We start from the raw sequence: 23,539 nt of genomic DNA, 5'->3' as shown, positions 1-23,539 counted from the left end.
CTGCGATGACCCTCACCGTATTCTGCATTTTGCTGTTCGCCGCCCTGCTACACGCCAGCTGGAACGCTATTGTCAAAGCCAGCGGCGATAAAATGTACGCGGCGATCGGCGTCAGCGGCTCGGCCGCGCTGATCGCCCTGGTGATGCTGCCCTTTGCCCCGCAGCCCACGCTGGCCAGCGCCCCCTATCTGCTGGCGTCGTGCGCGTTACAGGTGGTGTATACGGTGCTGGTGGCGAAGACCTATCAGGTGTCGGATATGAGCCAGACCTATCCGCTGATGCGGGGGACTGCCCCGTTGCTGGTGGCGGCGATAAGCGTGCTGTTTCTCGGCGATCGTTTGTCGCCGCTGGCCTGGCTGGGCATCGGCGTCATCTGCCTGGCCATTCTGGCGATGGCCTTTAACGGCCGCGCCAGCTCCCGCAAAGGCATCGTGCTGGCGCTGATCAACGCCTGCTTTATCGCCGGCTATACGCTGGTGGATGGCACCGGCGTCCGGCTGGCGGGCTCGGCGCTGGGCTACACCTTGTGGACCTTTTTTATGAACGGCTTCTGCCTGCTAAGTTGGGCAATGATGACCCGCCGCGCTGAAGCCAGCCGCTATCTGCGCCTGCACTGGCGAAAAGGTATCCTCGGCGGGATCGGCACCATGGGCTCCTACGGCCTGGCGCTGTGGGCGATGACCCAGGCGCCGCTGGCGGTGGTCGCCGCGCTGCGTGAAACCTCCATTTTGTTCGGCGCGCTGATCGCGTTTATCGTCCTGAAAGAGCAACTGATGCCGCTGCGCATCGCCGCCGCCTGCGGGATTGCCGCCGGGGCGATCCTCCTGCGCCTCGCGTAGCCTGAAATGGCAACATTAGTTGCCGTTCCTGTTTACATAATCTGCCTCGAATTCCCTCAACAATCGGCACTTTGCAGTTGTTATGTCATTTTTATATGGTAGATTCCTCCATCGTTTACGGGGTGTGCCAGTCACATATTCTTCATTTTTATTTACTCACAAAGTATTCATCGACATGAAACGGCATAAAAACTTCAATTTGTTGTTGATGCTGGTACTGCTGGTGGCCGTCGGCCAGATGGCGCAGACCATCTATATTCCGGCCATCGCCGACATGGCGGTCGCGCTGAACGTCCGCGAAGGGGCGGTACAAAGCGTAATGGCGGCCTACCTGCTGACCTACGGTATTTCACAGCTGTTTTACGGCCCGCTCTCCGACCGCGTGGGTCGCCGCCCGGTGATCCTCGTCGGGATGTCGATTTTTATGCTGGCGACGCTGGTAGCCATTACCACCCATAGCCTGCCGGTGCTGATCGCCGCCAGCGCCATGCAGGGGATGGGCACCGGCGTCGGCGGCGTGATGGCGCGCACCCTGCCCCGCGATCTGTACGAAGGCGCCCAGCTGCGTCATGCCAATAGCCTGTTAAATATGGGCATTCTGGTCAGCCCGCTGATTGCCCCGCTGCTCGGCGGCATCCTCGACACCCTGTGGAACTGGCGCGCCTGTTACGCCTTCCTGCTGGTGCTGTGCGCGGGGGTGACCTTTAGCATGGCGAAATGGATGCCGGAAACGCGCCCGGAGGGCGCGCCGCGCACCAAACTTCTGGCCAGCTACAAAACGCTGTTCGGCACCGGCGCCTTTAACTGTTACCTGCTCATGCTGATCGGCGGCCTGGCGGGAATTGCGGTATTCGAAGCCTGTTCCGGCGTACTGATGGGCGCGGTGCTCGGCCTGAGCAGCATGGCGGTGAGTATTCTGTTTATTCTGCCGATCCCGGCCGCCTTCTTCGGTGCCTGGTTTGCCGGCCGGCCGAACAAGCGTTTCCCGACCCTGATGTGGCAATCGGTTATCTGCTGCCTGCTGGCGGGTCTGATGATGTGGATCCCGGGGCTGCTGGGCGTTATGACCGTCTGGACCCTGCTGGTGCCGGCGGCGCTGTTCTTCTTTGGCGCCGGCATGCTGTTCCCGCTGGCCACCAGCGGCGCGATGGAGCCATTCCCGTTCCTCGCCGGTACCGCCGGGGCGCTGGTTGGCGGCTTGCAGAATATCGGTTCCGGCGTGCTGGCATGGCTGTCAGCAATGATGCCGCAAACCGGTCAGGGCAGTCTCGGGCTGCTGATGATGCTGATGGGCCTGTTGATTCTGCTGTGCTGGCTGCCGCTGGCCTCGCGCTTTACCCATCATCAGCAGCCGGTATAAGCGCGGCGGCCATTCCCCGGATAGCGTCTGACGCCTTACCCGGCCTACCGTTCTGTCCTCTGTAGGCCCGCGCAAGCGCAGCGCCGCCGGGCGGTTATCAGGCGCCGTACCGTAATGTTGCCGGGTGGCGGCTCACGCCTTACCCGGCCTGTCCAACATCATTGAGGGGTAGCCCGGCTCATTTTCAGGTCAGACTATGCAGCCACTCGATAAAGGCGTCGATTTTCGGCCACTGGCGACCCGGCAGGGTGGTCACATAGTAGTGCTGGTGGCATTTCAGCGTCATATCGCCAAACGGGGCGATCAACTCCCCGCTCTCCAGCCGCTTCTGCACCAGCCGCTTACGCCCCATTGCCACCCCGAGGTGGTTCATCGCCGCGATCGTCGCTAAATCGGAACGATCGAAGCCAATGCCCGACGATGGCGGCAGGTCCACCGCAAACTGCTGCGCCCAGCTATACCACTCATCGGTGCCGGAATCGTTGCTCCATGCCTGGCGGTCGTGGAGCAAGGTACAGTGGCGCAGATTGCCCGGATTCGACATTAACTGCCGCTGGTGCGCGTAATTCGGCGTACATACCGGCACGATCGCCTCATCCATCAGAAAATGGTGGCTCAGCTGCGACGACGGCGCATCATCAAAATAGATCGCCAGATCGATGCCCGTCCGCTGCAGGTTAACGTTCTCGTTGCCGGTCAGCACGGTGAGGGAGATGGCCGGGTAACGACGGGTAAAGTCTCCCAGAGCCGGCACCAGCCAGCACTGGGCGATAGAGGGCCGCGAGTAGACCGTCAGACTGCCGGAGAGCTCCTGGTTTTTGATGTCGAGGATCTCCTGATTGAGGCCATCCAGCGACAACTTCAGCGCCCAGTAGACCCGCTTACCTTCACGCGTCAGCTCAACTTTGCGATGCGAGCGGACAAAGAGCAGGATCCCCAGCTCCGCTTCCAGCTGATTAATCCGGTGGCTGACGGCGCCAGGCGTGAGCGCCAGCTCGTCGGCGGCCAGGGCAAACGACTCGTGCCGCGCCGCCACTTCAAAGGTCGACAGCCTGGAGAGCTGCCAGCCGTTCAGCAGCCGGGTACCTATGTTTTTTAGCACATCCATCACGCGCTCCTGGCTAATACAGTGGCTGTTGATGATAAAAAAATCACGCCGGTTTTGCCGCTAAAGGGTGAATTAATTTGACCCACAGCATGTTTAATGGTCTGTTTTTGAGCCAAATCACCGACTTGATTCAATTCTCCTCACCTTAAAGCCCATTTATATCGTTTGTCAGCCCATGAGGTTTCTCGCTTCAATAAGGCCAGATTATTCACAGGCGAGGTGGAATATGGGTTCGCAAGTCTGGGTTGTGAGCACGCTGCTGATCAGCATCGTGTTAATCGTCTTAACGATCGTCAAACTGAAGTTTCATCCTTTTCTGGCGCTGCTGCTGGCGAGCTTTTTCGTCGGCGCGATGATGGGAATGGGCCCGCTGGAGATGGTCAACGCCATTGAGAGCGGGATCGGCGGCACGCTGGGCTTCCTGGCGGCGGTGATCGGCCTCGGCACCATTCTCGGCAAGATGATGGAGGTCTCCGGCGCGGCGGAGCGCATCGGCCTGACGCTGCAGCGCTGCCGCTGGCTGTCGGCGGACGTGATTATGGTGCTGGTCGGCCTGATCTGCGGCATCACGCTGTTTGTCGAAGTCGGCGTGGTCCTGCTGATCCCGCTGGCCTTCTCCATCGCCAAAAAAACCAACACCTCGCTGCTGAAGCTGGCTATTCCGCTGTGTACCGCGCTGATGGCGGTGCACTGCGTGGTCCCTCCGCATCCGGCGGCCCTGTTTGTCGCTAACAAACTGGGCGCCGATATTGGCACAGTGATTGTCTATGGCCTGCTGGTCGGTCTGATCGCCTCGCTGGTTGGCGGCCCGCTGTTTCTCCGAGCGTTAGGCAACCGCCTGCCGTACAAACCGGTCCCGGCCGAATTTGCCAATCTTGAGGTCCGCGAGGCGTCGACGCTGCCGTCGCTCGGCGCCACGCTGTTTACCGTACTGCTGCCGATTGGCCTGATGCTGGTGAAAACCGTCGCCGAACTGAACATGGCGAAAGGCGGCACGCTGTATACGGTGCTGGAATTTATCGGCAACCCCATCACCGCGATGTTTATCGCCGTCTTTGTCGCGTATTACATGCTCGGCATTCGTCGGCAAATGGGGATGGGCGTCCTGCTAACCCATACTGAAAATGGCTTTGGGTCGATCGCCAACATCCTGCTGATTATCGGCGCAGGCGGCGCGTTCAACGCGATCTTAAAATCCAGCGGCCTGGCCGATAGCCTGGCGGTGATCCTGTCGAACCTCGATATGCACCCGATTCTGCTGGCCTGGCTGGTGGCGCTTATCCTGCACGCCGCCGTCGGCTCTGCCACCGTGGCGATGATGGGCGCCACCGCCATCGTCGCGCCGATGCTGCCGCTCTATCCCGGCGTCAGCCCGGAGATCATCGCTATTGCTATCGGTTCCGGCGCCATTGGCTGCACGATCGTCACCGATTCCCTCTTCTGGCTGGTCAAACAGTACTGCGGCGCAAGCCTCAGTGAAACGTTCAAGTACTACACGACGGCGACTTTTATCGCGTCGCTACTTGCACTGGCCGCCACCTTCCTGCTTTCTTTCATTATCTGAGCGCAAAGAGACGTATGATGAAACACGCTGAATTGACTACCTTGACCGCGACCTTCCCGCTTGTGCAGGATCTGATCGCCCTGAAAGAAACCACCTGGTTTAACCCCGCCACCACCCCTCTGGCGGAGGGATTACCTTACGTCGGCCTGACCGCCGACGACGTGCAGGACGCCCATGCCCGCCTTCAGCGCTTCGCGCCCTATCTGGCGGAAGCCTTCCCGGAAACGGCCGTCAGCGGCGGGATCATCGAATCGGAAGTGGTCGCCATTCCGGCAATGAAGCACCGCCTCGAGCAAAAATTCGGCCAGCCGATTGGCGGCGAACTGCTGCTGAAAAAAGACAGCCATCTGCCGATCTCCGGCTCGATCAAAGCGCGCGGCGGCATTTATGAAGTGCTGACCCATGCGGAAAAGCTGGCGCTCGAGGCCGGGCTGCTGACTACCGCAGATGATTATCGCAAATTGCTGACGCCGGAGTTTAAACAGTTCTTCCGCCAGTACAGCATCGCCGTCGGCTCAACCGGCAACCTCGGGATGTCGATCGGCATCATGAGCGCCCGCATCGGCTTTAAGGTTACCGTGCATATGTCCGCGGATGCCCGGGCGTGGAAAAAGGCCAAACTGCGCAGCCACGGCGTGACGGTGGTGGAGTATGAAGAGGACTACGGCGTGGCGGTCGAACAGGGACGCAAGGCGGCGGAATCCGACCCGAACTGTTTTTTCATCGACGATGAAAATTCGCGCACGCTGTTCCTCGGCTATGCCGTGGCCGGCGAGCGCCTGAAGGCGCAGTTCGCCAAAGCCGGACGGGTGGTCGATGCCGACCATCCGCTGTTCGTCTACCTGCCGTGCGGCGTCGGCGGCGGCCCCGGCGGCGTGGCGTTTGGCCTCAAGCTGGCCTTTGGCGACCACGTTCACTGCCTGTTCGCCGAACCGACCCACTCTCCCTGTATGCTGCTCGGCGTCTACACCGGGCTTCATGACCAGATAGCGGTGCAGGATTTAGGCATTGATAACCTGACCGCCGCCGACGGTCTGGCGGTCGGCCGGGCGTCCGGCTTCGTTGGCCGGGCAATGGAGCGCCTGCTCGACGGGTTCTATACCCTTGACGACCAGACGATGTATGACATGTTGGGCTGGCTGGCGACAGCGGAAAATATCCGCCTTGAGCCCTCCGCGCTGGCCGGGATGGCCGGACCGCAGCGCGTCTGCGCCAGCAAAGCGTACCATCAGCTGCAGGGGCTGAGTGAGCAACAGCTGCAGCAGGCGACCCACCTGGTGTGGGCCACCGGCGGCGGAATGGTGCCGGAAGAGGAGATGGCGCAGTATCTGGCGAAGGGGCGCTAATCTTCAGCGCAGCAGCGGCATCAACGCCTCTGGCGGCCGCTGCTGTCGGCGCAGGTCCCGCATCACTCGCATATAGGGCCCGCTGAGATCGTAGAACTGCCGATAACCCGCGCACAGCGGGTCTTCCTGTTCGCCGCAGCGGCACAGGCGTAGCCACGGACAGCCATAGCAGGCGCTGTTGGCCGCCGGCGCGCCCGCCTGCGTTATCAACTCGCCGCACCAGGCGCTCAGCGTCTCGCTAAACAGCAAAATATTGATACGGCCAATATCTTCCCGCACCCAGCGGTGAAAGACCGCGCAGAGAAACTCTCCCCACAGCGCGGCGTCGCCAGCCGCCAGCTGCGGAATAAAATGGATAGCCGTAAGCCCCTGTTGACGCAGCTGCGCATAGAACGCCTGCGGCTGGCGGCAATGCTCCGCCTCGACCACTACCGCCTGAAAGGGAGTGTCATGTTGCTGGCCGGGGGCATGAGTGAGAGGCAAATTCGCCGGACATCCTGTCATGACATATCCCTAATGAATGAAACGATCTGTTGAAGGTGAGTAACAGCAAACAGGAATGCCAGAGAAAGTACTGCGAGTGCGATCAAAAATTTGTCACGAACCGCCCGCGGCTGTAAAAAATCGCTGTCGTCGACGTCCATCAGATGACGACGGCGGGTATAGCCCCAAAGGATCCCCGCCACTATCGCCAGCACGCCGATCGACAGCCAGAACGGCAGTCCGGCGCGGTGCCAGCTGTGCTTAATCGCCAGCGCCATCAGCGCGCCATAGCCCAGCAGGGTGCGAAACCAGGCCAGGGAGGTGCGCTCTGGCTGTAGCCCCGGGTCGCTTTCCCGCCGCGCCCGGCGTTTATCCGCCATACAGCACCAGCAGCATCACCGCGACCACCACCGCCAGCAGCAGGATGCTAATCACCAGCAGCGTCCGGGTATAGGGGAGATCCTGCTTCAGGCGCATCGCCTTCTCGTTGTTCAGCCAGCGCAGATAGCCATAGATGGCCATGCCGCCGGCAAACAGGCACAGCAGCAGGGCGAGAATTTCACGGATCAGCGGCGTGGCAAAGTCTGGCGCCAGCTGGTCAAGACCGACGCCAGCGGCAAGAAAACCGAGCGCCGTGCGGATCCACGCCAGAAAGGTGCGTTCGTTAGCCAGCGAAAAGCGGTAATCAGGCGCTTCGCCGAGGCGGGAGATTTTCATGACGGTTCCTTGTTCATCGCGCAGCAGGCTTCAGCATAGCGTAAATCAGGAACCGGGGAGAAGCATCGGCGCCCCGCAGGGCGCCGGTCAACGGCGGGGATTAATGCAGCTCCGGCCAATAATCCTTATTGGCGGCAATCAGGTCGTCAAGGATCGCTTTCGCCACCGAGGCGCTCGGCACGGTTTTCGACAGGGTAATCGCCTGCCACAGCTTGTGGTAAGAGCGTTGTTCCCAGGCATCGACCACCAGTTTTTCCACCGCCACCTGCTGGCTCATCATCCCTTTCTGGAAGTGCGGGATGTCGCCGACCGTCAGCGGCTCCGGCCCGTTTTGGCCCACCAGGCAAGGAATTTCCACCATCGCGTCGGCGTCAAAGTTATGGATCGCGCCATTGTTCGGCACAATCAGCAGCATCCTTTCCTGCGTGTTAAAGGCGATGGCCGTCGCCAGATCGACGATATACGACGCGTGCTCGTCAATCTCCAGATCGCCTGCGGAGGATTTCCCGGCGGCAATAATCGCCCGGCAGGCGCTGAAGACGTTTTTCTCACGATGATCCATCACCTCATTGGCGCGGGTGCGTTCCGGGTTGGAGTGGGCCACCACGTAGTCCGGGAACAGGTAATATTTCAGGTAGGTATTCGGCATGGTCTGCGGATCCAGCGCCTGCACATCTTTCGCTTTGGCAAAGGTGTCGTTCCAGCTTGCCTCGGTGTGCGGGTCGTTAGAAGGCGGCACATAGCCGTATTTCGCCACATATTCGCGCAGTTTTGGCATCAAATCGTTGCCGTCGAGATCCTCAATCGAGGTCCACCAGCCGAAGTGGTTGAGGCCGTAGTAGCGCACGCGCATCTGTTTACGGTCTTTGAGGCCGACAATCTGCGCCATCCGCCCTTCAATGCCGATCGGCATATCGCAGATGTTGAGGATTTTGGCGTTCGGCCGCAGACGACGGGTAGCTTCCGCCACAATCGCCGCCGGGTTGGAGTAGTTAAGCATCCAGGCGTTCGGCGAATATTTTTCCATATAATCCACCAGCTCCAGCACGCCGCCGATAGAGCGCATACCGTAGGCGATCCCGCCCGGTCCGCAGGTCTCCTGGCCCAGCACGCCGTGGCGCAGCGGGATTTTCTCATCCTGTTCACGCATCGGATATTTCCCGACGCGGATATGCGCCATGACGAAATCAACATCGGTAAACGCCGCCTGCGGATCGGTGGTATAGCTGAATTCAATCTCCGGCGCCTGCTCTTTGAGGATCACTTTGCACGCCTCGGCGATGGTCTCCTGCCGCGCCCCGTCGTTGTCGTAAAATTTCAGCGACCGCAGCGGAAAACGATCCTGGTTTGCCAGCAGCATCAGGACAATGCCCGGGGTGAAGGTGCTGCCGCCGCCTGCGATAACAACTGAGAATTTTTTCATGATACTGCCTCCGTCATGGTGGTATGTTCGGTCGAAAGAGAATCTTTCATCAGGTTTTCCAGCTGGTCGCGCACCTGGGGAACGTGCAGGCCGACGATGACCTGAATCCCGTTGCCGCGGCGTACTACCCCGTGGGCGCCCAGCGCTTTAAAGACGTCGTCACTTTGCGTTTTCGCCATATCGACCAGCGCGATGCGCAGTCGGGTGGCGCAGTTATTGATACTTTCAATGTTGCTGGCGCCGCCGAGGGCCTGCAGGAAGCCAGCGGCCTGGCCCAGCCGGGTCTCTGGCGCGGCTGCCGCCGTGGTTTTACCCCGCGCCGCCTGATAATCAGCCTTGCTGTAGAGCTTGATTTCGCTCTCTTCCCGGCCCGGCGTCTTCAGGTTCAGACGCAGGATCAGGGTGCGGAAGACCACGAAGTAGAGGGCGGTGAAACAGAGACCAATACCTATCTGAATGAACATCATCGAGGCGTGGTGATGGAACATCGGGATCCAGTTTTGCGGCAAGAACTGGTCGAGCAGGCCGCCGCCGAAATTGCCCACCACCCCGCAGATGTACATCACCGTCGCCATGGACGCCGCCAGCACCGCGTGGACGGCGAACAGCAGTGGCGAGATGAACAGGAAGGTGAACTCCAGCGGCTCGGTGATCCCGACCAGCATCGCGGTCAACGTGGCGGGGATCAGCAGGCCGGCGACCTTGACGCGATTTTCCGGCGCGGCGGTGAAGTAAAGCGCCAGCGCAATGCCCACCGAACCAAACACTTTCGAGTTACCGTGCAGGGCAAAGCCGCCCTCCGGGAACAGCGTCTTCAGCGGTTCCGTACTCTGGCTGAACGCCTGCAGATGCTCTGCCCAGTAGACCTGCAGTCCGCCCTCCACTACCGCCGGGCCAAAGATGAACGGGCCATAGACGAAGTGATGCAGACCGGTGGGGATCAGAATGCGCTCAAGGAAGATGTAGACCCACACCCCGAGCGCGCCGGCAGAGCGCAGGAAGGCCTGTAGCGATTCAATACCCAGCTGGACTTTTGGCCAGCCGAGCAGCGTCAGCCAGGCGCAGGGGATCATCGCGAGGAAGGCGACAATGACCACAAACGATGAGCCCTGGAAGATGCCGAGGAACACCGGCAGGGGTTTATCGAAATAGCGATTATGCAGGGCCGTCACCAGGCCGGAGATGACGATCGCCCCGATAATGCTGGTGTCGAGGGTTTTAATCCCGGCAATCATCGTCAGGCCGCTGCCGGCCGTGGGTTCAACGGAAAAGTCGACGCCGAAGAAGTGGCCCCAGGTCATCCCCATGGCGTTAATAAAGTAGTTCCAGGTGAGAAAGCTCACCAGTACCGCCAGGCAGGCCCGGCCCTGGGCCTGCTTCGCCAGGCCAATCGGCAAGCCGACGGCGAAAATCAGCGGCATATTACGAAAGACGGTCCAGCCGCCCTCTTCGATGATGTGAACGATCTGTGCAAACAGGTTGTCGGGTGCGGTCAGCGCTTCGCCGACGAACATCGGGTTGCGCAACATAATGGCGATACCGACCACGATCCCGGCGAAAGGAAACAATAAAACCGGGGTAAACATGGCGCCGCCAAAGCGTTGTATTTGACTGAGCATTGGGAAATCCTCATGTAACAACTCGTAGGGTGAATGGCCTTCTTTTTCTTGATTACCGGCCTCACTCGAGAATAGGAATTTGCCCGTCCAACAACATGCCGCGCCGTTGCGATTCGTGATCGCTTTCATGGTTTTAATTTGGCCAAAGTTGTCTACTTCGTTAACAAAAGTTAGACATCGATAAGCCAAAGGATGAAATCGATCTAATGAATGGATAATAACCTGCTGTCTTAAAACTTATTTTTTAATAACAGGTGAAGAAAATAACCTCGCTCTTTCCTGTACAAGAGGACTACTGGTGATCTACAAATCGATTGCTGACCGCCTGCGGCTGCGGCTGAATTCTGCCGACTTCTCCATCGGCAGCCCGCTGCCGGGAGAGAAAAAACTGGCCGAGGAGTTCGGGGTGGCGCGCATGACCATCCGCAAAGCCATCGACCTGCTGGTGGACTGGGGGTTGGTGGTCCGTCGCCACGGCTCGGGGACCTACGTGGCGCGTAAAGACGTCCATCATGAAACCAGCAATCTCACCGGCCTGGCGGAAGTGCTGCGCAAGCAGGGTAAAGAGGTGGTAAGCCAGGTGCTGGCCTTCGAAGTGATGCCTGCCCCGCCGGCCATCGCCAGCCTGCTGCGAATTAAAATTGATGAACGGATCTACTTCTCGCGGCGGGTGCGCTTCGTCGACGGCAAGCCGCTGATGCTGGAGGATAGCTATATGCCGGTGAAGCTGTTCCGTAACCTGTCGCTGAGCCATCTGGAGGGATCGAAATTTGATTATATTGAGAAGGAGTGCGGGATCATCATCAGCGGGAACTATGAGACCCTGACGCCGGTGCTGGCGGACAGGCAGCTGGCGCGCTCAATGAACGTTCCGGAGCAGACGCCGCTGCTGCGGATTACCTCCCTTTCCTACAGCGACAGCGGCGAGTTTCTTAACTATTCGGTCATGTTCCGCAACGCCAGCGAGTATCAGGTGGACTACCATCTGCGCCGCGTCCAGGCGCACAGCCCGCTAGCTCAGCCCCCAGAACAGCACGGCGAGTAGCTGCGGGGTGATAATCCGCAGGAACATCACCAGCGGATAGACGGTAGCGTAAGAGAGCGCCGCCGCGCCGCTGGTGGCGTGCAGATTGTTGGCGAAGGCCAGCGCCGGCGGGTCGGTCATCGAGCCGGCCAGCATGCCGCACAGCGTCAGATAGTTCATTTTCGCCAGCATGCGCGCGAGAATGCCTACCGTCAGCAGCGGGATGGCGGTGATGAAAATGCCGTAACCGATCCAGCTCAGGCCATCGCCCTGGGTCAGGGTCGCCACAAAGTCGCCCCCCGATTTCAGCCCGACCACCGCCAGAAACAGCACGATCCCCAGCTCGCGCAGCGCCAGGTTGGCGCTCGGCGGCATAAACCAGTACAGCTTGCCGATGCTCCCGATGCGCCCGAGAATCAGCGCCATAATCAGCGGCCCCCCGGCCAGCCCGAGCTTCAGGGCGGCGGGGAAGCCGGGAATAAACAACGGGATAGATCCCAGCAGTACCCCGAGGCCGATGCCGATAAATACCGGCAGCATCTGAACCTGCTGCAGCTTCTGCTGGGCGTTACCCAGCTCGGCGGCCACGGCGTCAATCGCCTCCGGACGGCCGACCAGGTTGAGAATATCGCCAAACTGCAGGCTGGCGCTGCTGCTGGCCACCAGCTCGACGCCAGCGCGATTAAGCCGGGAGATCACTACGTCATAGCGCTGTTTGACGTGCAGATCGCGTATTTTCTTCCCCAGCACTTTCTCGTTAGTCACCACCACACGCTCTACCTTCAGGTCGGTGCCGCGCGTCGACAGCGAGGTGGCCACCTCCTGGCCGATCACCAGTTGCGCATTATGCAGATCCTCCGGCCGCCCCACCAGGTGCAGCAGATCGCCGGCCTGGATAAGGGTGCCCGGCGCAGGCACCATTAGCAGCTCACCGCGCTTCAGTCGCGAACAGACGATATTGTCGCTGTTGAGCATAGGCACATCCTGAATCGCCATCTGATTGAGGTTGGGGTTCTCCACCCGCACATTGATGGTGTGCAAATGGGCATGGCCGTTGCCGCTACTCTCCTCAAATTGCTGGGCCTCTTTCTCGACATTGATGCGAAAGAACAGGCGCACCAGCCACATGGTCAGCAGAATGCCGCAGATGCCGAACGGATACGCCATCGCATAGCTCATCCCCATCTGATCGACCACCTCGAACGGCACCCCGAGATCGCGCAGGATTTGCTGCCCGGCCCCCAGCGCCGGCGTGTTGGTCACCGCGCCGGAGAAGATGCCAAGCACCACCGGGAGTGGAATATTGAACAGTTTATGCAGCACCGCCGTGACCAGGCCGCCGAGAATCACGATCAGGATAGCGAAAAGATTGAGCCGCAGGCCTGAGACCCGCAGCGAGGCGAAAAAGCCCGGCCCCACCTGGATACCGATGGTGTAGACAAACAGGATCAAGCCGAATTCCTGAATAAAATGCAGCATCGGGCTGCTGAGGGCGACTCCCGCCTGATCGACAAAGTGGCCGACGATAATGCCGCCAAACAACACGCCGCCAATACCAAAGCCGACGCCGCGGATTTTGACATTGCCGATCCACAGCCCAATCACCGCCACCAGCGCCAGTACGCTGACCGTCAATGCTATCTCACTCATGGTATCGTCCCTGTGAATAACATTATTATTAACAGGGATTATGACCGCTGCCACACGGGTTGTATGCAGCCTGGCGCACAATACCAGCAAACAGACCGGCACAAAAAAGCCCCGAAAATCGGGGCTTTATCAATAGGTTGCTTTATTAGCTATTTAACGCCGGTCGTTCGCTGATGGCGATGCGCTGCGGGGCGATCTGCTCAGGCTCATGGCGGGTCAGATCGATATGCAACAGACCGTTGGTGAAGGTCGCGCCAGAGACCTCCATGTTGTCGGCGAGGGTGAAGCTCAGGCTGAAGGCCTGGCTCACCAGCCCCTGGTGCAGCCAGGTGGTCTCTTTTTCCGGCTGCTGCGGCGTGCCTTTTACCACCAGGCGGGTGCCTTCCAGCTGAATATCCAGATCTTCCTGACGGAAACCGGCCAGCGCAAGGGTAATGCGGTAGTGGTTATCGTCGCTTTTTTCGATGTTATAGGGCGGGAAGCTCTGGCTTTCACCGGCGGTTTGCAGGGCGCTGGCCAGTTTGTCAAAACCGATCCATTGACGCAGCAGGGGGGATAAATCGTAGTTACGCATACTGTTTTCTCCTTCTGTGAAGCGAGTGAATATCTGCGAATTGCGCGAATTCGCATATGCTCCCTGACGGCGAGCAGGTTGTTACATCAGGCCGCCACGCGGCCTGAGAGGGACAATTAGTTGATTTCGATACGGCGCGGCTTGTTCGCTTCCGGGATCACCCGTTCCAGATCGATATACAGCAGACCGTTTACCAGGTTGGCGCCGCGGACATGAATGTTTTCCGCCAGCTGGAATTTGCGCTCGAAGTTACGCTCGGCGATCCCCTGATACAGGTAGGTACGCTCTTTCTGCTCGGCAGCGTGGGCGCCTTTGACGATCAGCAGATTGTCCTGGGCGGTGATCTCCAGCTCGCTTTCAGCAAAGCCAGCCACCGCGATAGCGATGCGATAGTGGTTTTCGTCTACCAGCTCGACGTTATACGGAGGGTAGCCGCCATTGCTCTGGCTTTGATTGTTTTCCAGCAGGTTAAACAGGCGGTCGAAACCAATGGCTGAACGATAAAGCGGGGAGAGATCGAAGTTACGCATAATAAATAGCTCCTGAAAATCAGCGAGAATCAAATGACCTTCCATCGTGGACAGGCCGCGGTAATCCGGAATACCCCTCAGGCGTATTCTCAGTGGGTTACACCTATAAAATGGGTTTCTCCCCGTGCTTTTCAAGGGATTGAGGGCGTTTTTTTTTTGCAGTTTGCCGATGATTGCTTAGACTGGGGGGAGGAGCACAAAAAGCAAAGTGCGATGCCCGCCACAGTGCGGCGCAATAACGCTATGCATTCACGGGATGGCCCGATATAACCGCTAAAAGGTTATCTCAACGCCCGAAACGACGATGGAAGAACAATGAAAAGCAGACGACTGTTAAAGCTGGTCCTGTTCAGCGGGATAATAAGCCTGAGCGGTTGCTCCAGCGTAATGTCACATACCGGTGGCAAAGAGGGAACCTATCCGGGCACGCGATCCAGTGCGCAAACGCTGGGGGACAACAATACCAACTGGGGTGTGAAATCGCTGGTGGCGCTGGACATGCCGTTCACCGCCGTCATGGATACCCTGCTGCTGCCGTGGGATATGTTCCGCACCGACAGCTCAATCAAATCTCGGGTCGAAAAGAGCGAGAAGGCCACGCTGGCGACCAACTCGGTGATCCCGCCAGCGCCGATGCCTGCCCAGTAAGTTATCGCCCGGTCTGCGTGACCCACAGCTGGCGATAACCGTCCACCTCCTCCATCCAGGCAATCTGTTTACCGTCTGGCGAAAAGACGATCGCGTCCGCCGAGGGCGCATGAGCATGCGCCTCGGTTAAAAAGGTGATATCGCCTGTGCCGGCATGACAGCAGGCAATCCGCCCCTCCAGTACAAAGCCCAGCCACTCTCCCGACGGATGCCAGTTAAACGCTGACTGGATACCCGACGTGTGATGCGTCAACTGCCACGGCTCGCCCCCCTGTGGGGAAATCAGCCACAGCTGCACCACACCGGCGTCGTCGCGCATCAGGAAGGCGATGCTCGTAGCCTGTGGATTGGCGCGCACCCAGTGACGTGGAATATTCACCAGCCCCGGATAACGGCGATGGTGGGTGAAGGTCAAACGACGCTGACTGACGCCCGCCGGCGGCGCGGGCATCGTGGTTGCGGTACCGGCCAGCGGCTCCCCGCCGGGCTGCTTCCAGCTGGCTTCATCCTGCGGCAGATCGACAATAAACAGCTCCGGGACTTTGTCGCCGTTTTCCGCCAGCGTATCGCCAATAAACGCCAGCGCATGGTTCCCGACCCAGCCCTCTTCATAGGCGCGATTAATCTCATCGCTGCCCGGTGCGGGAGTCGACGTCGTGCGGCTCACCAGCACGCACCAGTGGCTGCCGCCGTATTCGCGCGGATGGTGGCCCGGCGGCGTCACGGGTCCATACGGCGCGGCCACGCCGACGTTGCGCAGATCCAGCGCCGGGTCGCGCTCGTGCAGCACATGATCGTTGTAGGTAAAACTGACCAGCTGGCCGTTGGGGCTATAGACATGGACGTGGCTGCCGCCGCGCAGCGCCCCGGGGGTGTAAGGGGCAGTGATGTCCATGGCGTCCAGATTCTCGACGGTATCCTGAAAGGCCACCACCCCGCGGCGGTGATGAAAATCATACTGCCATTGCGCATCCGGCCGCTCGGGGCCGTGAATGAACACGTAGCGCTCCTGGGTTGGATGCACGGTCACCACGCCCACGTGCGCGCCTTGCGTGGCACGATAAATGGTCTCCACCGCGCCGCTGTTTACGTTCACTCGCTCAATGGTCTCGCCGGTGAACGACGCACCGGACGGGCGGACGTCGAACACCAGCCACTGGCTGTCGGGGGTCCAGGTATTAACATTGGTAAGCTGATGATGCCGGGGAGCAAAAGTGACTTGTTTCATAACGATACCCTGATGCGAGACTTACGCATCAGGGTAGCGTATCGCAAAAATTTAGCCTACACGTTTCACATCGCCGACCAGCAGGATATAAGACAGCGCGCCTATCAGCGCCACCACGGAGATATAGACCAACGCCGGGCCAAAGCCGTAATCCTGCGCCAGATAGCCAATCACGAGCGGTACGGTGATGCCCCCCAGGCCGCCAACAAAGTTAAACACGCCTCCGGTTAGACCGATCAGGCGCATCGGCGCCAGGGATGAGACCAGCGACCAGGTAATGGAGGCAAAACCGTTACCGAAGAATGCCAGCGCCATCAGCGCCATAATCCATACCGGGTCGTTGGTGTAGTTCGCCCCCATGATGCAGGTGGAGATCAGCAGTCCGCAGATGATCGGCGTTTTACGCGCCACGCCCAGCGAATAGCCTTTTTTCACCAGTTTATCCGCCAGCCAACCAGAGAGCAGGACGCCAAAAAACGCAGCGAGGAAGGGCACCGTGGTCATAAAACCGGCCTTCAGCGCGGTAATGCCTTTTTCCTGGGTTAAGTAGTTCGGGAACCAGGTCAGGAAGAACCACAGCGTCGAGGTTACCGCAAACTGCCCAAGGTAAACACCGACCAGCTTGCGATGAAAGACCAGCTTCCAGTCCGCTTTCGATAACGGTTGACGCGCCTCTTTCTTCACCGGCGCATCGCCATCCACCAGGCCGCCGCCGTCGCGAATATAGTCGAGTTCGGCTTTGCTGATGCTTTTGGTCAGCCGCGGCGGTTGATAAACCTTGAACCAGATCAGCGACCAGATAATGCCGATACCGCCGGTAACAATAAACACCCAGTGCCAGCTCAATAGCTCCTGGATCCAAATCAGCAGCGGCGTTAAGAAAGCCAGGCCAACAAATTGCCCCGAGGTATAAAACCCGACGGCGGAGGCGCGTTCATGCTCCGGGAACCAACTGGTCACCATGCGGTTATTGGTTGGAAAGGCAGGTGCTTCGAAGATCCCGGTGATAGCGCGCAGGCCTATGAGCGACATTAAGCCGGTGGCGAAGCCTTGTAGCAACGTGGCTACAGACCAGCCAAAGATGGCGATAAAGTAGGTAAGCCGGGACCCCACGCGGTCAAGGAACCAACCGCCCGGGATCTGGCAGAGGGTATACAGCCAGGCAAAGGCGGAAAATACGTAGCCCATTTCCGCTTTGCTAATACCAAACTCCTCCTGAATATGCGCCGAGGCGACGGCGAGGTTGGCGCGGTCAACATAACAAATAACCACGGTAATAAAGATCATGATGAGCGTCAGATAACGGCGACGCCCGGTTTTTACAGCGGTAACTGAAATATCCATCGCAATCTGTCTCCAGATTTTGGGCATAGAGAAGCCGCTCACCATGCCCGGTAATTTACAGAGGGTGTTTTTGTTTTGTATTAATAACTATGTTGCGATGCGCTAAATAATTTGTGCTGGGGAAAGGCGGCAAATTTTCGCATCCCTGGGAGCATACAATCGTATGTGACCAGGGTAAGAAAATGCAGCCAACGCATCACCAGCGCGAAGTATGACGCGCATTTACCATTCGGCGACAGAGCCATCCTCATACCGCCACAACGGGTTTCGCCAGTCCGGCGCGTTTTTACTTAACTCAATCACGCGGGCCTCATCAATTTCCACGCCCAGCCCCGGCTTCATCAGTGGTTTAAAGAAGCCGCCTTCCATATTGAAATCTTCTTTGTTTTTCACAAAATCAAGCAGTTCGGCGCCTTTGTTGTAGTGGATCCCCATGCTCTGCTCCTGGAAGACCGCGTTATGCGAAACGAAATCAACGTGCAGACAGGCTGCCAGTGCGATCGGCCCCAGCGGACAGTGCGGCGCCAGCCCAACGTCATAGGCTTCCGCCATGCCGGCAATTTTATAGCATTCGGTAATACCGCCTGCGTGCGACAGATCGGGTTGTAAAATAGCCACCCCGCCCGCTTCAAGGACCCGTTTAAATTCAAAACGCGAAAACATACGTTCGCCGGCGGCAATAGGGATATGGGTTTGCGCCGCCAGCCGCGGATAATATTCCGCCTGCTCGGCTAATACCGGCTCCTCAATAAATAATGGGCGATACGGTTCCAGCTCTTTAATTAATACTTTGGCCATCGGCGCGCTTACCCGACCATGAAAATCGAGGCCAAACTCAATTTCATTGCCAAACGCTTCGCGGATTTGCGCCACGGTATTCACCGCCGCATCAACCGCGCGGGAATTATCAATGATGCCCATCTCTTCGCAGCCGTTTAATTTAAAGGTATCGAAACCAATGCCGCGCAGCTTCTTAATCCCGTCAATCACTTCGGCGGGGCGGTCGCCGCCCACCCAGCTGTAGGCTTTAATTTTGTCGCGCACCAGCCCGCCCATCAGTTGCCAGACCGGGGCATTCAGGACCTTACCTTTAATATCCCATAACGCCTGGTCAATACCGGCGATGGCGCTCATCATAATCGGACCGCCGCGATAAAAGCCGCCGCGGTACATCACCTGCCACAGGTCATTAATCCGCGCCGGATCCTGACCAATCAGATAATCGCCAAATTCATGAACGGCGGCTTCCACCGTTCGGGCGCGCCCTTCAATCACCGGTTCTCCCCAGCCGACGATGCCTTCATCGGTTTCAATCTTCAGGAACATCCAACGCGGAGGTAAACGGTACGTGGTGATATTGGTTATTTTCATTTCACTGCCTCTCGATACGCTTTTACGAATGCGGCTGCCTGCTGCGCGGTACGTTCAACCGACTGGCCGGCACGATAGAGATCGCTCCCCAGCCCAGCCCCCACACAGCCGGCTTTAATCCACTGCGCCAGGTTTTCCGGCGTCACGCCGCCGACGGCAAAGACCGGAATTTCCGGCGGCAGCACGGCTTTCAACGCTTTGATGTAATCCGGGCCAAAAGCCGATGACGGGAAAATTTTCAGCGCCTGCGCGCCGGCATCGAGCGCGCTGAAAGCTTCGCTGGCGGTGGCGCAGCCTGGACATACGGTCATGCCGTAACCCACCGCTCGCCGGATCACTTCCGGTTGAATGTTTGGCGTCACAATCAGCCGACAGCCCATGGCCGCCAGCCGATCGACCTGCTCCGGTTGCAGCACGGTGCCCGCGCCGATAAGCGCCTGCTCGCCGTAAGCGTCGACGACCTGCGGAATACTTTTCTCCCACTGCGGCGAGTTCAGCGGGATTTCGACCGCGTCGAAACCGGCGTCGATAACGGCGCCAACGTGAGCCAGCGCCTCGTCTGGCGTAATACCGCGCAGAATAGCGATAAGCGGAAGGTTAGTTTGCCACTGCATAAGCGATGCTCCTTATTCCTGTCTGAAATGCCGTATCGCCCGCAACCGCAGTGACTTCGCGGCCAATGGCGCGGAATGCCTGCTGATAGCGGGACGTTAACGATGACCCGGCGACGAGGGTAATCGCCTGCTCTCCGGCGAACGTGGCGCTGAGGGTGGCCACTTCAGCGCCAATCAGCAGGCCGGAAAGAAATTCGCTAACCTGCTCGCGAGGCAACGCGCCCAGCACGTGCGAAGCGCGCACTTCAAACAGCTGCGGCAGGACGGCGGGGTTGTTGATACCGCGCTGCAGACCGGCCGCGAATGCGTCGGCGGACGTTTCCTGCGGCGGCAAGCCGGCGCCCACCAGCGAGTGCTGAAGCAACAGATGATGCAACTCACCGGTCAAAACGGTACGAAAATCGTGAATTTGCAGGCGATCGGCCAGTACCCATTTGCAGTGGGTTCCTGGCATCACATAGACAGACGAAGGGGCTAAGGCGCGTGCGCCCAGCAGTTGCGTTTCTTCCCCGCGCATGACGTTATGGTTATCGTCACGGGAAACGCAAAGGCCGGGAATTATCCAGATATTGTCGCCAACGGCAGTTAACTGCTGGCCAATATCCGAGAAAGCGGCAGGAAGCGGCAAATAAGGGGCAATTTTCCAGCCCACGTTGCTACCGACCATACCTGCCATCACCACCGGTGTGGCGCCATCGCGCCAGTATTGTGTGATTTCCGCTAACACCGCAGCGGGAGATCGACCATTCAGGCGCGTTACGCCTGCTTCAGATTGCCTGCTTTCCAGGCATTCTTCGCCCTGGTACAGCCAGGCGCGTAAATTCGTCGATCCCCAATCTATTGCGATGTAGCGAGCCGTCATGTGATTTCCTTGAGCCTTCGTGTCGAGCTGGCGATCATCGTCAACGCCGCCTGCTCTGCCGCGTCGCTATCCTGATGCCGAATGGCGTCAAATAGCGCTTTATGTTCCTGGAGCGTTTTCGGCATGTTGCCTTCATCGCCCATCCAGGTCCGTTCAAATACCGCCCGCTGCAGCGAACTGATCGCCACGCTAAGCTGCTGCAAAACCGGATTATGTACTGACTGCAGCACCGCCTCGTGGTAGCGAATATCCGCTTCGTTAAAGGCATCCCGGTTTTGGTTATTAGCAATCATGTCATTCAGCGCCGACTCGATTTCCGCCAGATCGCTTGAGGTGGCGCGTTCCGCCGCCCAACGTGCGATGGCGGGTTCAACCAGGTTGCGCACTTCACTCATGGCGCTGATAAGACGCGGGTCATAGTCATTTTCCAGTACCCACTGCAGCACCTCGGTATCGAGGTAGTTCCACTGGTTTCTGGAGGCGACAAACGCGCCGCGATAGCGCTTCATTTCAATCAGCCGCTTCGCCATCAGGGAACGAAACACTTCGCGGATGATGTTGCGCGAGGTTTCAAACTCCTCACAGAGTTCCGCTTCGGCCGGAAGCGCCGAACCGGGAACGTATTTACCGCTGACGATTTGTCTGCCCAGCGAGATCACAATGCGATCGGTCTTATTGAGAGTCATGGAGAGTCCTTGTGCTCTATGTGTACTGCTCTACTTTACCGTCGCTGCTGAATTTCGCCTCATGTTTGTACTACTAACGTGATGCTGTACGTTATCAACATGAGCGTACTGTAGTACAATATTATTGTGTTGTACTACAATTTGGATCACAAAAAGAACAATCCATGGAAATTAAAACGCAGCAGCCCTGGCAAGAGGCGATAAGAGAGAAAAAGAAGGGGAGGACGCGTTAAAACGCTTCGCCGACCTGGAAGTAAAAGCCGCTGCTGCCTTTGCCGATACCGTAGTCGAGGCGAACGTTAACGCGAGGTTTGAATTCAAAGCGGTAGCCGACGCCCGCCGAAGGCAGCCAGCGTCCGTCATTCAGGGAATCCATGGATGGCCCCATGGTTCCCGCCCCGGCCCAGGCCACAATCCCGTGTCGCCAGGTGAGCTGCCGGCGGTATTCCAGTTGGCTGCTAACGACGTTTTTGTCGCGATAACGCCCCTGATAGTAGCCGCGCATCCGCTCATCGCTGCCCAGCAGGGGCATCATGCTCCACGGCACATCGCCCTGGGTGAAAGCGCCATCGGCCTCCCAGGCGAGGACGCTCTTCTCGCTGAGGGCATGATAATGGCTATAGTGCAGCTGAAATTCGTCAAAGCGGGTATCGCTGCCTAAGCCGGACGCATAGTGGGTGTAACGGAAGTTGGCATACTGACCCCGGCGCGGATTGGGGACGAAGTCGCGATCGTCCCAGTTGAGCGCGACGCTGGCGCCCGAGCTGAATACCGACGGCCCCTGCGGGGTATTTTCAATTTTCGGCAGATCGTTATGGTCCATCTCATCGGCATTCTGCGCCGCCAGCGACCATCCGGCGCCGAGATAAACATTGTCGATAAGCTGCCGGTAGACCGTCGGGCGCAGGGTCAGCACCTGGGCGGTATATTTCTCTTTTTCGTTGTCTTTATCGCCGGCATGAAAGCCTTGTCCCCAGAAATACGTCGGGGTGTTGGCCATCGATCCATCAACAAAAATTCGCCATCGGTCGTGGTCAAAAAAAGCGTAGTTTTTCACGCTAAGGCCGAAGGCGCCGGTGGAGCTGGCGTAGCCGCTGAGCGTCAGCGTGGAATTCTGGCTGGTGGTATCCTGCGGATCGGGACGGTAGAGACCGACGACGGCAGTGCCGATGCCCAGCCCCAACTCCGGCGTATAGAACGGACCGGGCATCACGCCCCAGTCAATGCCTTTGCTGGCGTCGAATTCATCGCTGGCGCCGAGATGCTGCAGCCAGCCGTCGATTTGCTCGCGGCTGATGGCCTGCGCCTGGACCGGCGCGCATAGCGCCCATGTCAGAAGCAACAGAACAGGGTTAAGCGGTCGGCTCAAAAGCGATACTCGCCGGAGATAAAGAAGCTGTTACGCTCGGCAAAACCAAACTCCGTGGTGATATTAAAATTCTGCGTCAGCTCATACTGCGCTCCCACCAGCACGTTCCACGGCGACTGCAGATGCTGTTTCACATCAAAGCGGCCATGATTGTCCTGGTTGGCCAGGTTGACCATGTTTTGCAGCATCGGCGACGGCATCGAGAGATCGTTAAGGCTACCCTTAAACTCTTGCTGCACGTCCTGATACATGCTGCCGACCCATAGATTCAACTTTCCGGCCGGGAGATGTAGCGCATCGACCGATGGCGTATTGAAACGATAGCCTACGCGCGGCGAAAAGGTAAACGCATCGATGCTGCCGTCGAGGATATCAAAGCGCGTCTGGGTGTAGTTAGCGTCCAGTACGGTAAACCAGTTGCCGATGCCGCCCACCAGCGTGGTGCCCATCCCATAGGTGGTGCCTTTAAAATCGAGGCGAAAGTCGAGGTCCTGCATCCCCGGCATCGGCACCACTTTGCCGTTCGGCCCCTTCAGCCCGACGGCAATCTGCGAAATGGAGTGCCCCTCGGTGTGTCCGACGAGACCATAAACATTCATAAACGGCAGCAGCCAGGCATCCAGCTTGAGCGTCTCGGTTTTGCTGCTTTCCCGCGTATTACCGACGCCAATCTGGAAGGCGTTGTCCAGCGAGACCGGCCCATTTCCGAAAATGTGCTTCACGGCGCGTTTGCAAACAGGATCCTTACCGCAATCGATATTGCGGCCGTCCAGCGACAGGCCGGTGAAGCTAATGCTGTCGACATTAATATTCTGCCGCATATCCATATAGTTAATGCTGACGCCAAACGGCAGCGGCAGGACGTAGCCACGCTTTCTGGCCTCGTCGCCTAGCAAAGGGAGTAGCGAGGACGATGCTGTCGCCGCAGGCTGGCGACTTTCTGGCGCCGGCAGATCCGCGGGCTCGGCGCCGTGATAGGCGTACGCCGGCTCAAGCGGCGTTGTTGGTTCCGCGGCCGCGCAGATCTGAACAGAGGCGAATGGCAGCGTAACCAACATCAAATAATGGCGTTTATTCATGAAAAATCTGATGTTAGTTCTGAATTGCAAAAAAAGAGGGCGGGTAGCTTATAGAATCCCCTGTGCGGAATAAGGGATTTAAATGCGGATTAACATCTGTT

23 protein-coding genes and 1 other annotated feature are annotated in these 23,539 nt (G+C 58.5%); of the genes, 6 read left to right on the top strand and 17 right to left on the bottom strand.

What is annotated here, in order from left to right; genetic code table 11:
- Positions 1-5: 5 nt before the first annotated feature.
- Positions 6-839: a DMT family transporter gene (locus ABLV04_RS14930; RefSeq protein ID WP_348815847.1), complete on the top strand. Its 834-nt coding sequence runs from the start codon at positions 6-8 to the stop codon at positions 837-839.
- A 175-nt stretch (positions 840-1,014) separates the two neighbouring features.
- Positions 1,015-2,199, top strand: a complete 1,185-nt coding sequence (gene emrD, locus ABLV04_RS14925; protein WP_023291441.1) for a multidrug efflux MFS transporter EmrD — start codon at positions 1,015-1,017, stop codon at positions 2,197-2,199.
- A 184-nt stretch (positions 2,200-2,383) separates the two neighbouring features.
- Here emrD and dsdC read toward each other — a convergent pair whose 3' ends face one another.
- Entirely contained in the window at positions 2,384-3,307 is a 924-nt protein-coding gene (gene dsdC, locus ABLV04_RS14920; protein ID WP_101995461.1) for a DNA-binding transcriptional regulator DsdC, read from the bottom strand.
- 226 nt (positions 3,308-3,533) lie between these two features.
- Between dsdC and dsdX the strand changes: the two genes are divergently transcribed.
- On the top strand, positions 3,534-4,871 hold the full coding sequence (gene dsdX, locus ABLV04_RS14915) for a D-serine transporter DsdX (RefSeq protein ID WP_048335644.1): 1,338 nt from the start codon (positions 3,534-3,536) through the stop codon (positions 4,869-4,871).
- A 17-nt stretch (positions 4,872-4,888) separates the two neighbouring features.
- Positions 4,889-6,217, top strand: a complete 1,329-nt coding sequence (gene dsdA, locus ABLV04_RS14910; protein ID WP_044525090.1) for a D-serine ammonia-lyase — start codon at positions 4,889-4,891, stop codon at positions 6,215-6,217.
- Between the two features lie 3 nt (positions 6,218-6,220).
- On the opposite strand, the gene ABLV04_RS14905 is transcribed toward dsdA, so the two are convergent.
- From ABLV04_RS14905 to ABLV04_RS14885, 5 genes are all read right to left on the bottom strand, one after another.
- Complete coding sequence (locus ABLV04_RS14905) at positions 6,221-6,721, bottom strand: hypothetical protein (protein ID WP_023291445.1); 501 nt, start codon at positions 6,719-6,721, stop codon at positions 6,221-6,223.
- Positions 6,718-7,080 (bottom strand): DUF202 domain-containing protein, encoded by a 363-nt coding sequence (locus tag ABLV04_RS14900; protein WP_023291446.1) that lies wholly within the window; start codon positions 7,078-7,080, stop codon positions 6,718-6,720. Before ABLV04_RS14900 ends, ABLV04_RS14905 begins: the two co-directional genes overlap by 4 nt.
- On the bottom strand, positions 7,070-7,417 hold the full coding sequence (locus tag ABLV04_RS14895) for a DUF202 domain-containing protein (protein ID WP_004202264.1): 348 nt from the start codon (positions 7,415-7,417) through the stop codon (positions 7,070-7,072). The genes ABLV04_RS14900 and ABLV04_RS14895 overlap by 11 nt, the downstream gene beginning before the upstream one ends.
- Before the next feature lie 100 nt (positions 7,418-7,517).
- A complete protein-coding gene (locus ABLV04_RS14890; RefSeq protein WP_348815844.1) occupies positions 7,518-8,840 on the bottom strand; it encodes a 6-phospho-alpha-glucosidase in 1,323 nt (440 codons plus the stop codon).
- Entirely contained in the window at positions 8,837-10,459 is a 1,623-nt protein-coding gene (locus ABLV04_RS14885) for an alpha-glucoside-specific PTS transporter subunit IIBC (protein WP_180266315.1), read from the bottom strand. The genes ABLV04_RS14890 and ABLV04_RS14885 overlap by 4 nt, the downstream gene beginning before the upstream one ends.
- A gap of 298 nt (positions 10,460-10,757) precedes the next feature.
- Here ABLV04_RS14885 and ABLV04_RS14880 point away from each other — a divergent pair, with 298 nt between their 5' ends.
- The gene (locus ABLV04_RS14880; RefSeq protein WP_032454424.1) at positions 10,758-11,504 is read left to right on the top strand and encodes a GntR family transcriptional regulator; all 747 of its coding nucleotides are present in this window, start codon (positions 10,758-10,760) and stop codon (positions 11,502-11,504) included.
- On the opposite strand, the gene ABLV04_RS14875 is transcribed toward ABLV04_RS14880, so the two are convergent.
- The 3 genes from ABLV04_RS14875 to ibpA all read right to left on the bottom strand — a co-directional run bounded on the left by ABLV04_RS14875 (position 11,472) and on the right by ibpA (position 14,237).
- Positions 11,472-13,133, bottom strand: coding sequence for a putative transporter (locus ABLV04_RS14875; RefSeq protein ID WP_072414106.1), 1,662 nt, complete (start codon positions 13,131-13,133; stop codon positions 11,472-11,474). The two genes, ABLV04_RS14880 and ABLV04_RS14875, sit on opposite strands and share 33 nt — an antisense overlap.
- Before the next feature lie 145 nt (positions 13,134-13,278).
- Positions 13,279-13,707, bottom strand: coding sequence for a small heat shock chaperone IbpB (gene ibpB, locus ABLV04_RS14870; RefSeq protein ID WP_023291450.1), 429 nt, complete (start codon positions 13,705-13,707; stop codon positions 13,279-13,281).
- Positions 13,708-13,823: 116 nt separating this feature from the next.
- Positions 13,824-14,237, bottom strand: coding sequence for a small heat shock chaperone IbpA (ibpA, locus tag ABLV04_RS14865; protein ID WP_004151523.1), 414 nt, complete (start codon positions 14,235-14,237; stop codon positions 13,824-13,826).
- Positions 14,231-14,306 (bottom strand) — a sequence feature (ROSE (Repression Of Heat Shock gene Expression) occurs in the 5'-region of heat shock genes and acts as an RNA thermometer to modulate expression.). It overlaps the preceding gene by 7 nt.
- 246 nt (positions 14,307-14,552) lie before the next feature.
- Between ibpA and ABLV04_RS14860 the strand changes: the two genes are divergently transcribed.
- The gene (locus ABLV04_RS14860; RefSeq protein ID WP_023291451.1) at positions 14,553-14,885 is read left to right on the top strand and encodes a YceK/YidQ family lipoprotein; all 333 of its coding nucleotides are present in this window, start codon (positions 14,553-14,555) and stop codon (positions 14,883-14,885) included.
- Position 14,886: 1 nt separating this feature from the next.
- On the opposite strand, the gene ABLV04_RS14855 is transcribed toward ABLV04_RS14860, so the two are convergent.
- The 8 genes from ABLV04_RS14855 to ABLV04_RS14820 all read right to left on the bottom strand — a co-directional run bounded on the left by ABLV04_RS14855 (position 14,887) and on the right by ABLV04_RS14820 (position 23,438).
- A complete protein-coding gene (locus tag ABLV04_RS14855; protein WP_152841945.1) occupies positions 14,887-16,113 on the bottom strand; it encodes a DUF3748 domain-containing protein in 1,227 nt (408 codons plus the stop codon).
- Positions 16,114-16,164: 51 nt separating this feature from the next.
- Positions 16,165-17,502 carry an MFS transporter gene (locus ABLV04_RS14850; RefSeq protein WP_348815841.1) on the bottom strand — a complete coding sequence of 446 codons (1,338 nt, stop codon included), beginning with the start codon at positions 17,500-17,502 and terminating at the stop codon, positions 16,165-16,167.
- A 177-nt stretch (positions 17,503-17,679) separates the two neighbouring features.
- Positions 17,680-18,828, bottom strand: a complete 1,149-nt coding sequence (gene dgoD / locus ABLV04_RS14845; protein WP_004150286.1) for a galactonate dehydratase — start codon at positions 18,826-18,828, stop codon at positions 17,680-17,682.
- Positions 18,825-19,442, bottom strand: a complete 618-nt coding sequence (locus ABLV04_RS14840) for a 2-dehydro-3-deoxy-6-phosphogalactonate aldolase (RefSeq protein WP_117129486.1) — start codon at positions 19,440-19,442, stop codon at positions 18,825-18,827. Before ABLV04_RS14840 ends, dgoD begins: the two co-directional genes overlap by 4 nt.
- Positions 19,426-20,304: a 2-dehydro-3-deoxygalactonokinase gene (locus ABLV04_RS14835; protein WP_032454430.1), complete on the bottom strand. Its 879-nt coding sequence runs from the start codon at positions 20,302-20,304 to the stop codon at positions 19,426-19,428. Before ABLV04_RS14835 ends, ABLV04_RS14840 begins: the two co-directional genes overlap by 17 nt.
- On the bottom strand, positions 20,301-20,990 hold the full coding sequence (gene dgoR / locus ABLV04_RS14830) for a D-galactonate utilization transcriptional regulator DgoR (RefSeq protein ID WP_032454431.1): 690 nt from the start codon (positions 20,988-20,990) through the stop codon (positions 20,301-20,303). The genes ABLV04_RS14835 and dgoR overlap by 4 nt, the downstream gene beginning before the upstream one ends.
- Before the next feature lie 229 nt (positions 20,991-21,219).
- On the bottom strand, positions 21,220-22,335 hold the full coding sequence (locus ABLV04_RS14825) for a BamA/TamA family outer membrane protein (RefSeq protein ID WP_167878735.1): 1,116 nt from the start codon (positions 22,333-22,335) through the stop codon (positions 21,220-21,222).
- 20 nt (positions 22,336-22,355) lie between these two features.
- Complete coding sequence (locus ABLV04_RS14820; protein ID WP_023291454.1) at positions 22,356-23,438, bottom strand: hypothetical protein; 1,083 nt, start codon at positions 23,436-23,438, stop codon at positions 22,356-22,358.
- Positions 23,439-23,539: the final 101 nt, after the last annotated feature.

The sequence above is a fragment of the Klebsiella sp. JN_Kp127 genome (assembly GCF_040062505.1).
In the GTDB taxonomy this organism is placed as follows: Bacteria; Pseudomonadota; Gammaproteobacteria; order Enterobacterales; family Enterobacteriaceae; genus Klebsiella; species Klebsiella quasipneumoniae.
This window is presented reverse-complemented; position numbering and strand designations above follow the sequence as displayed.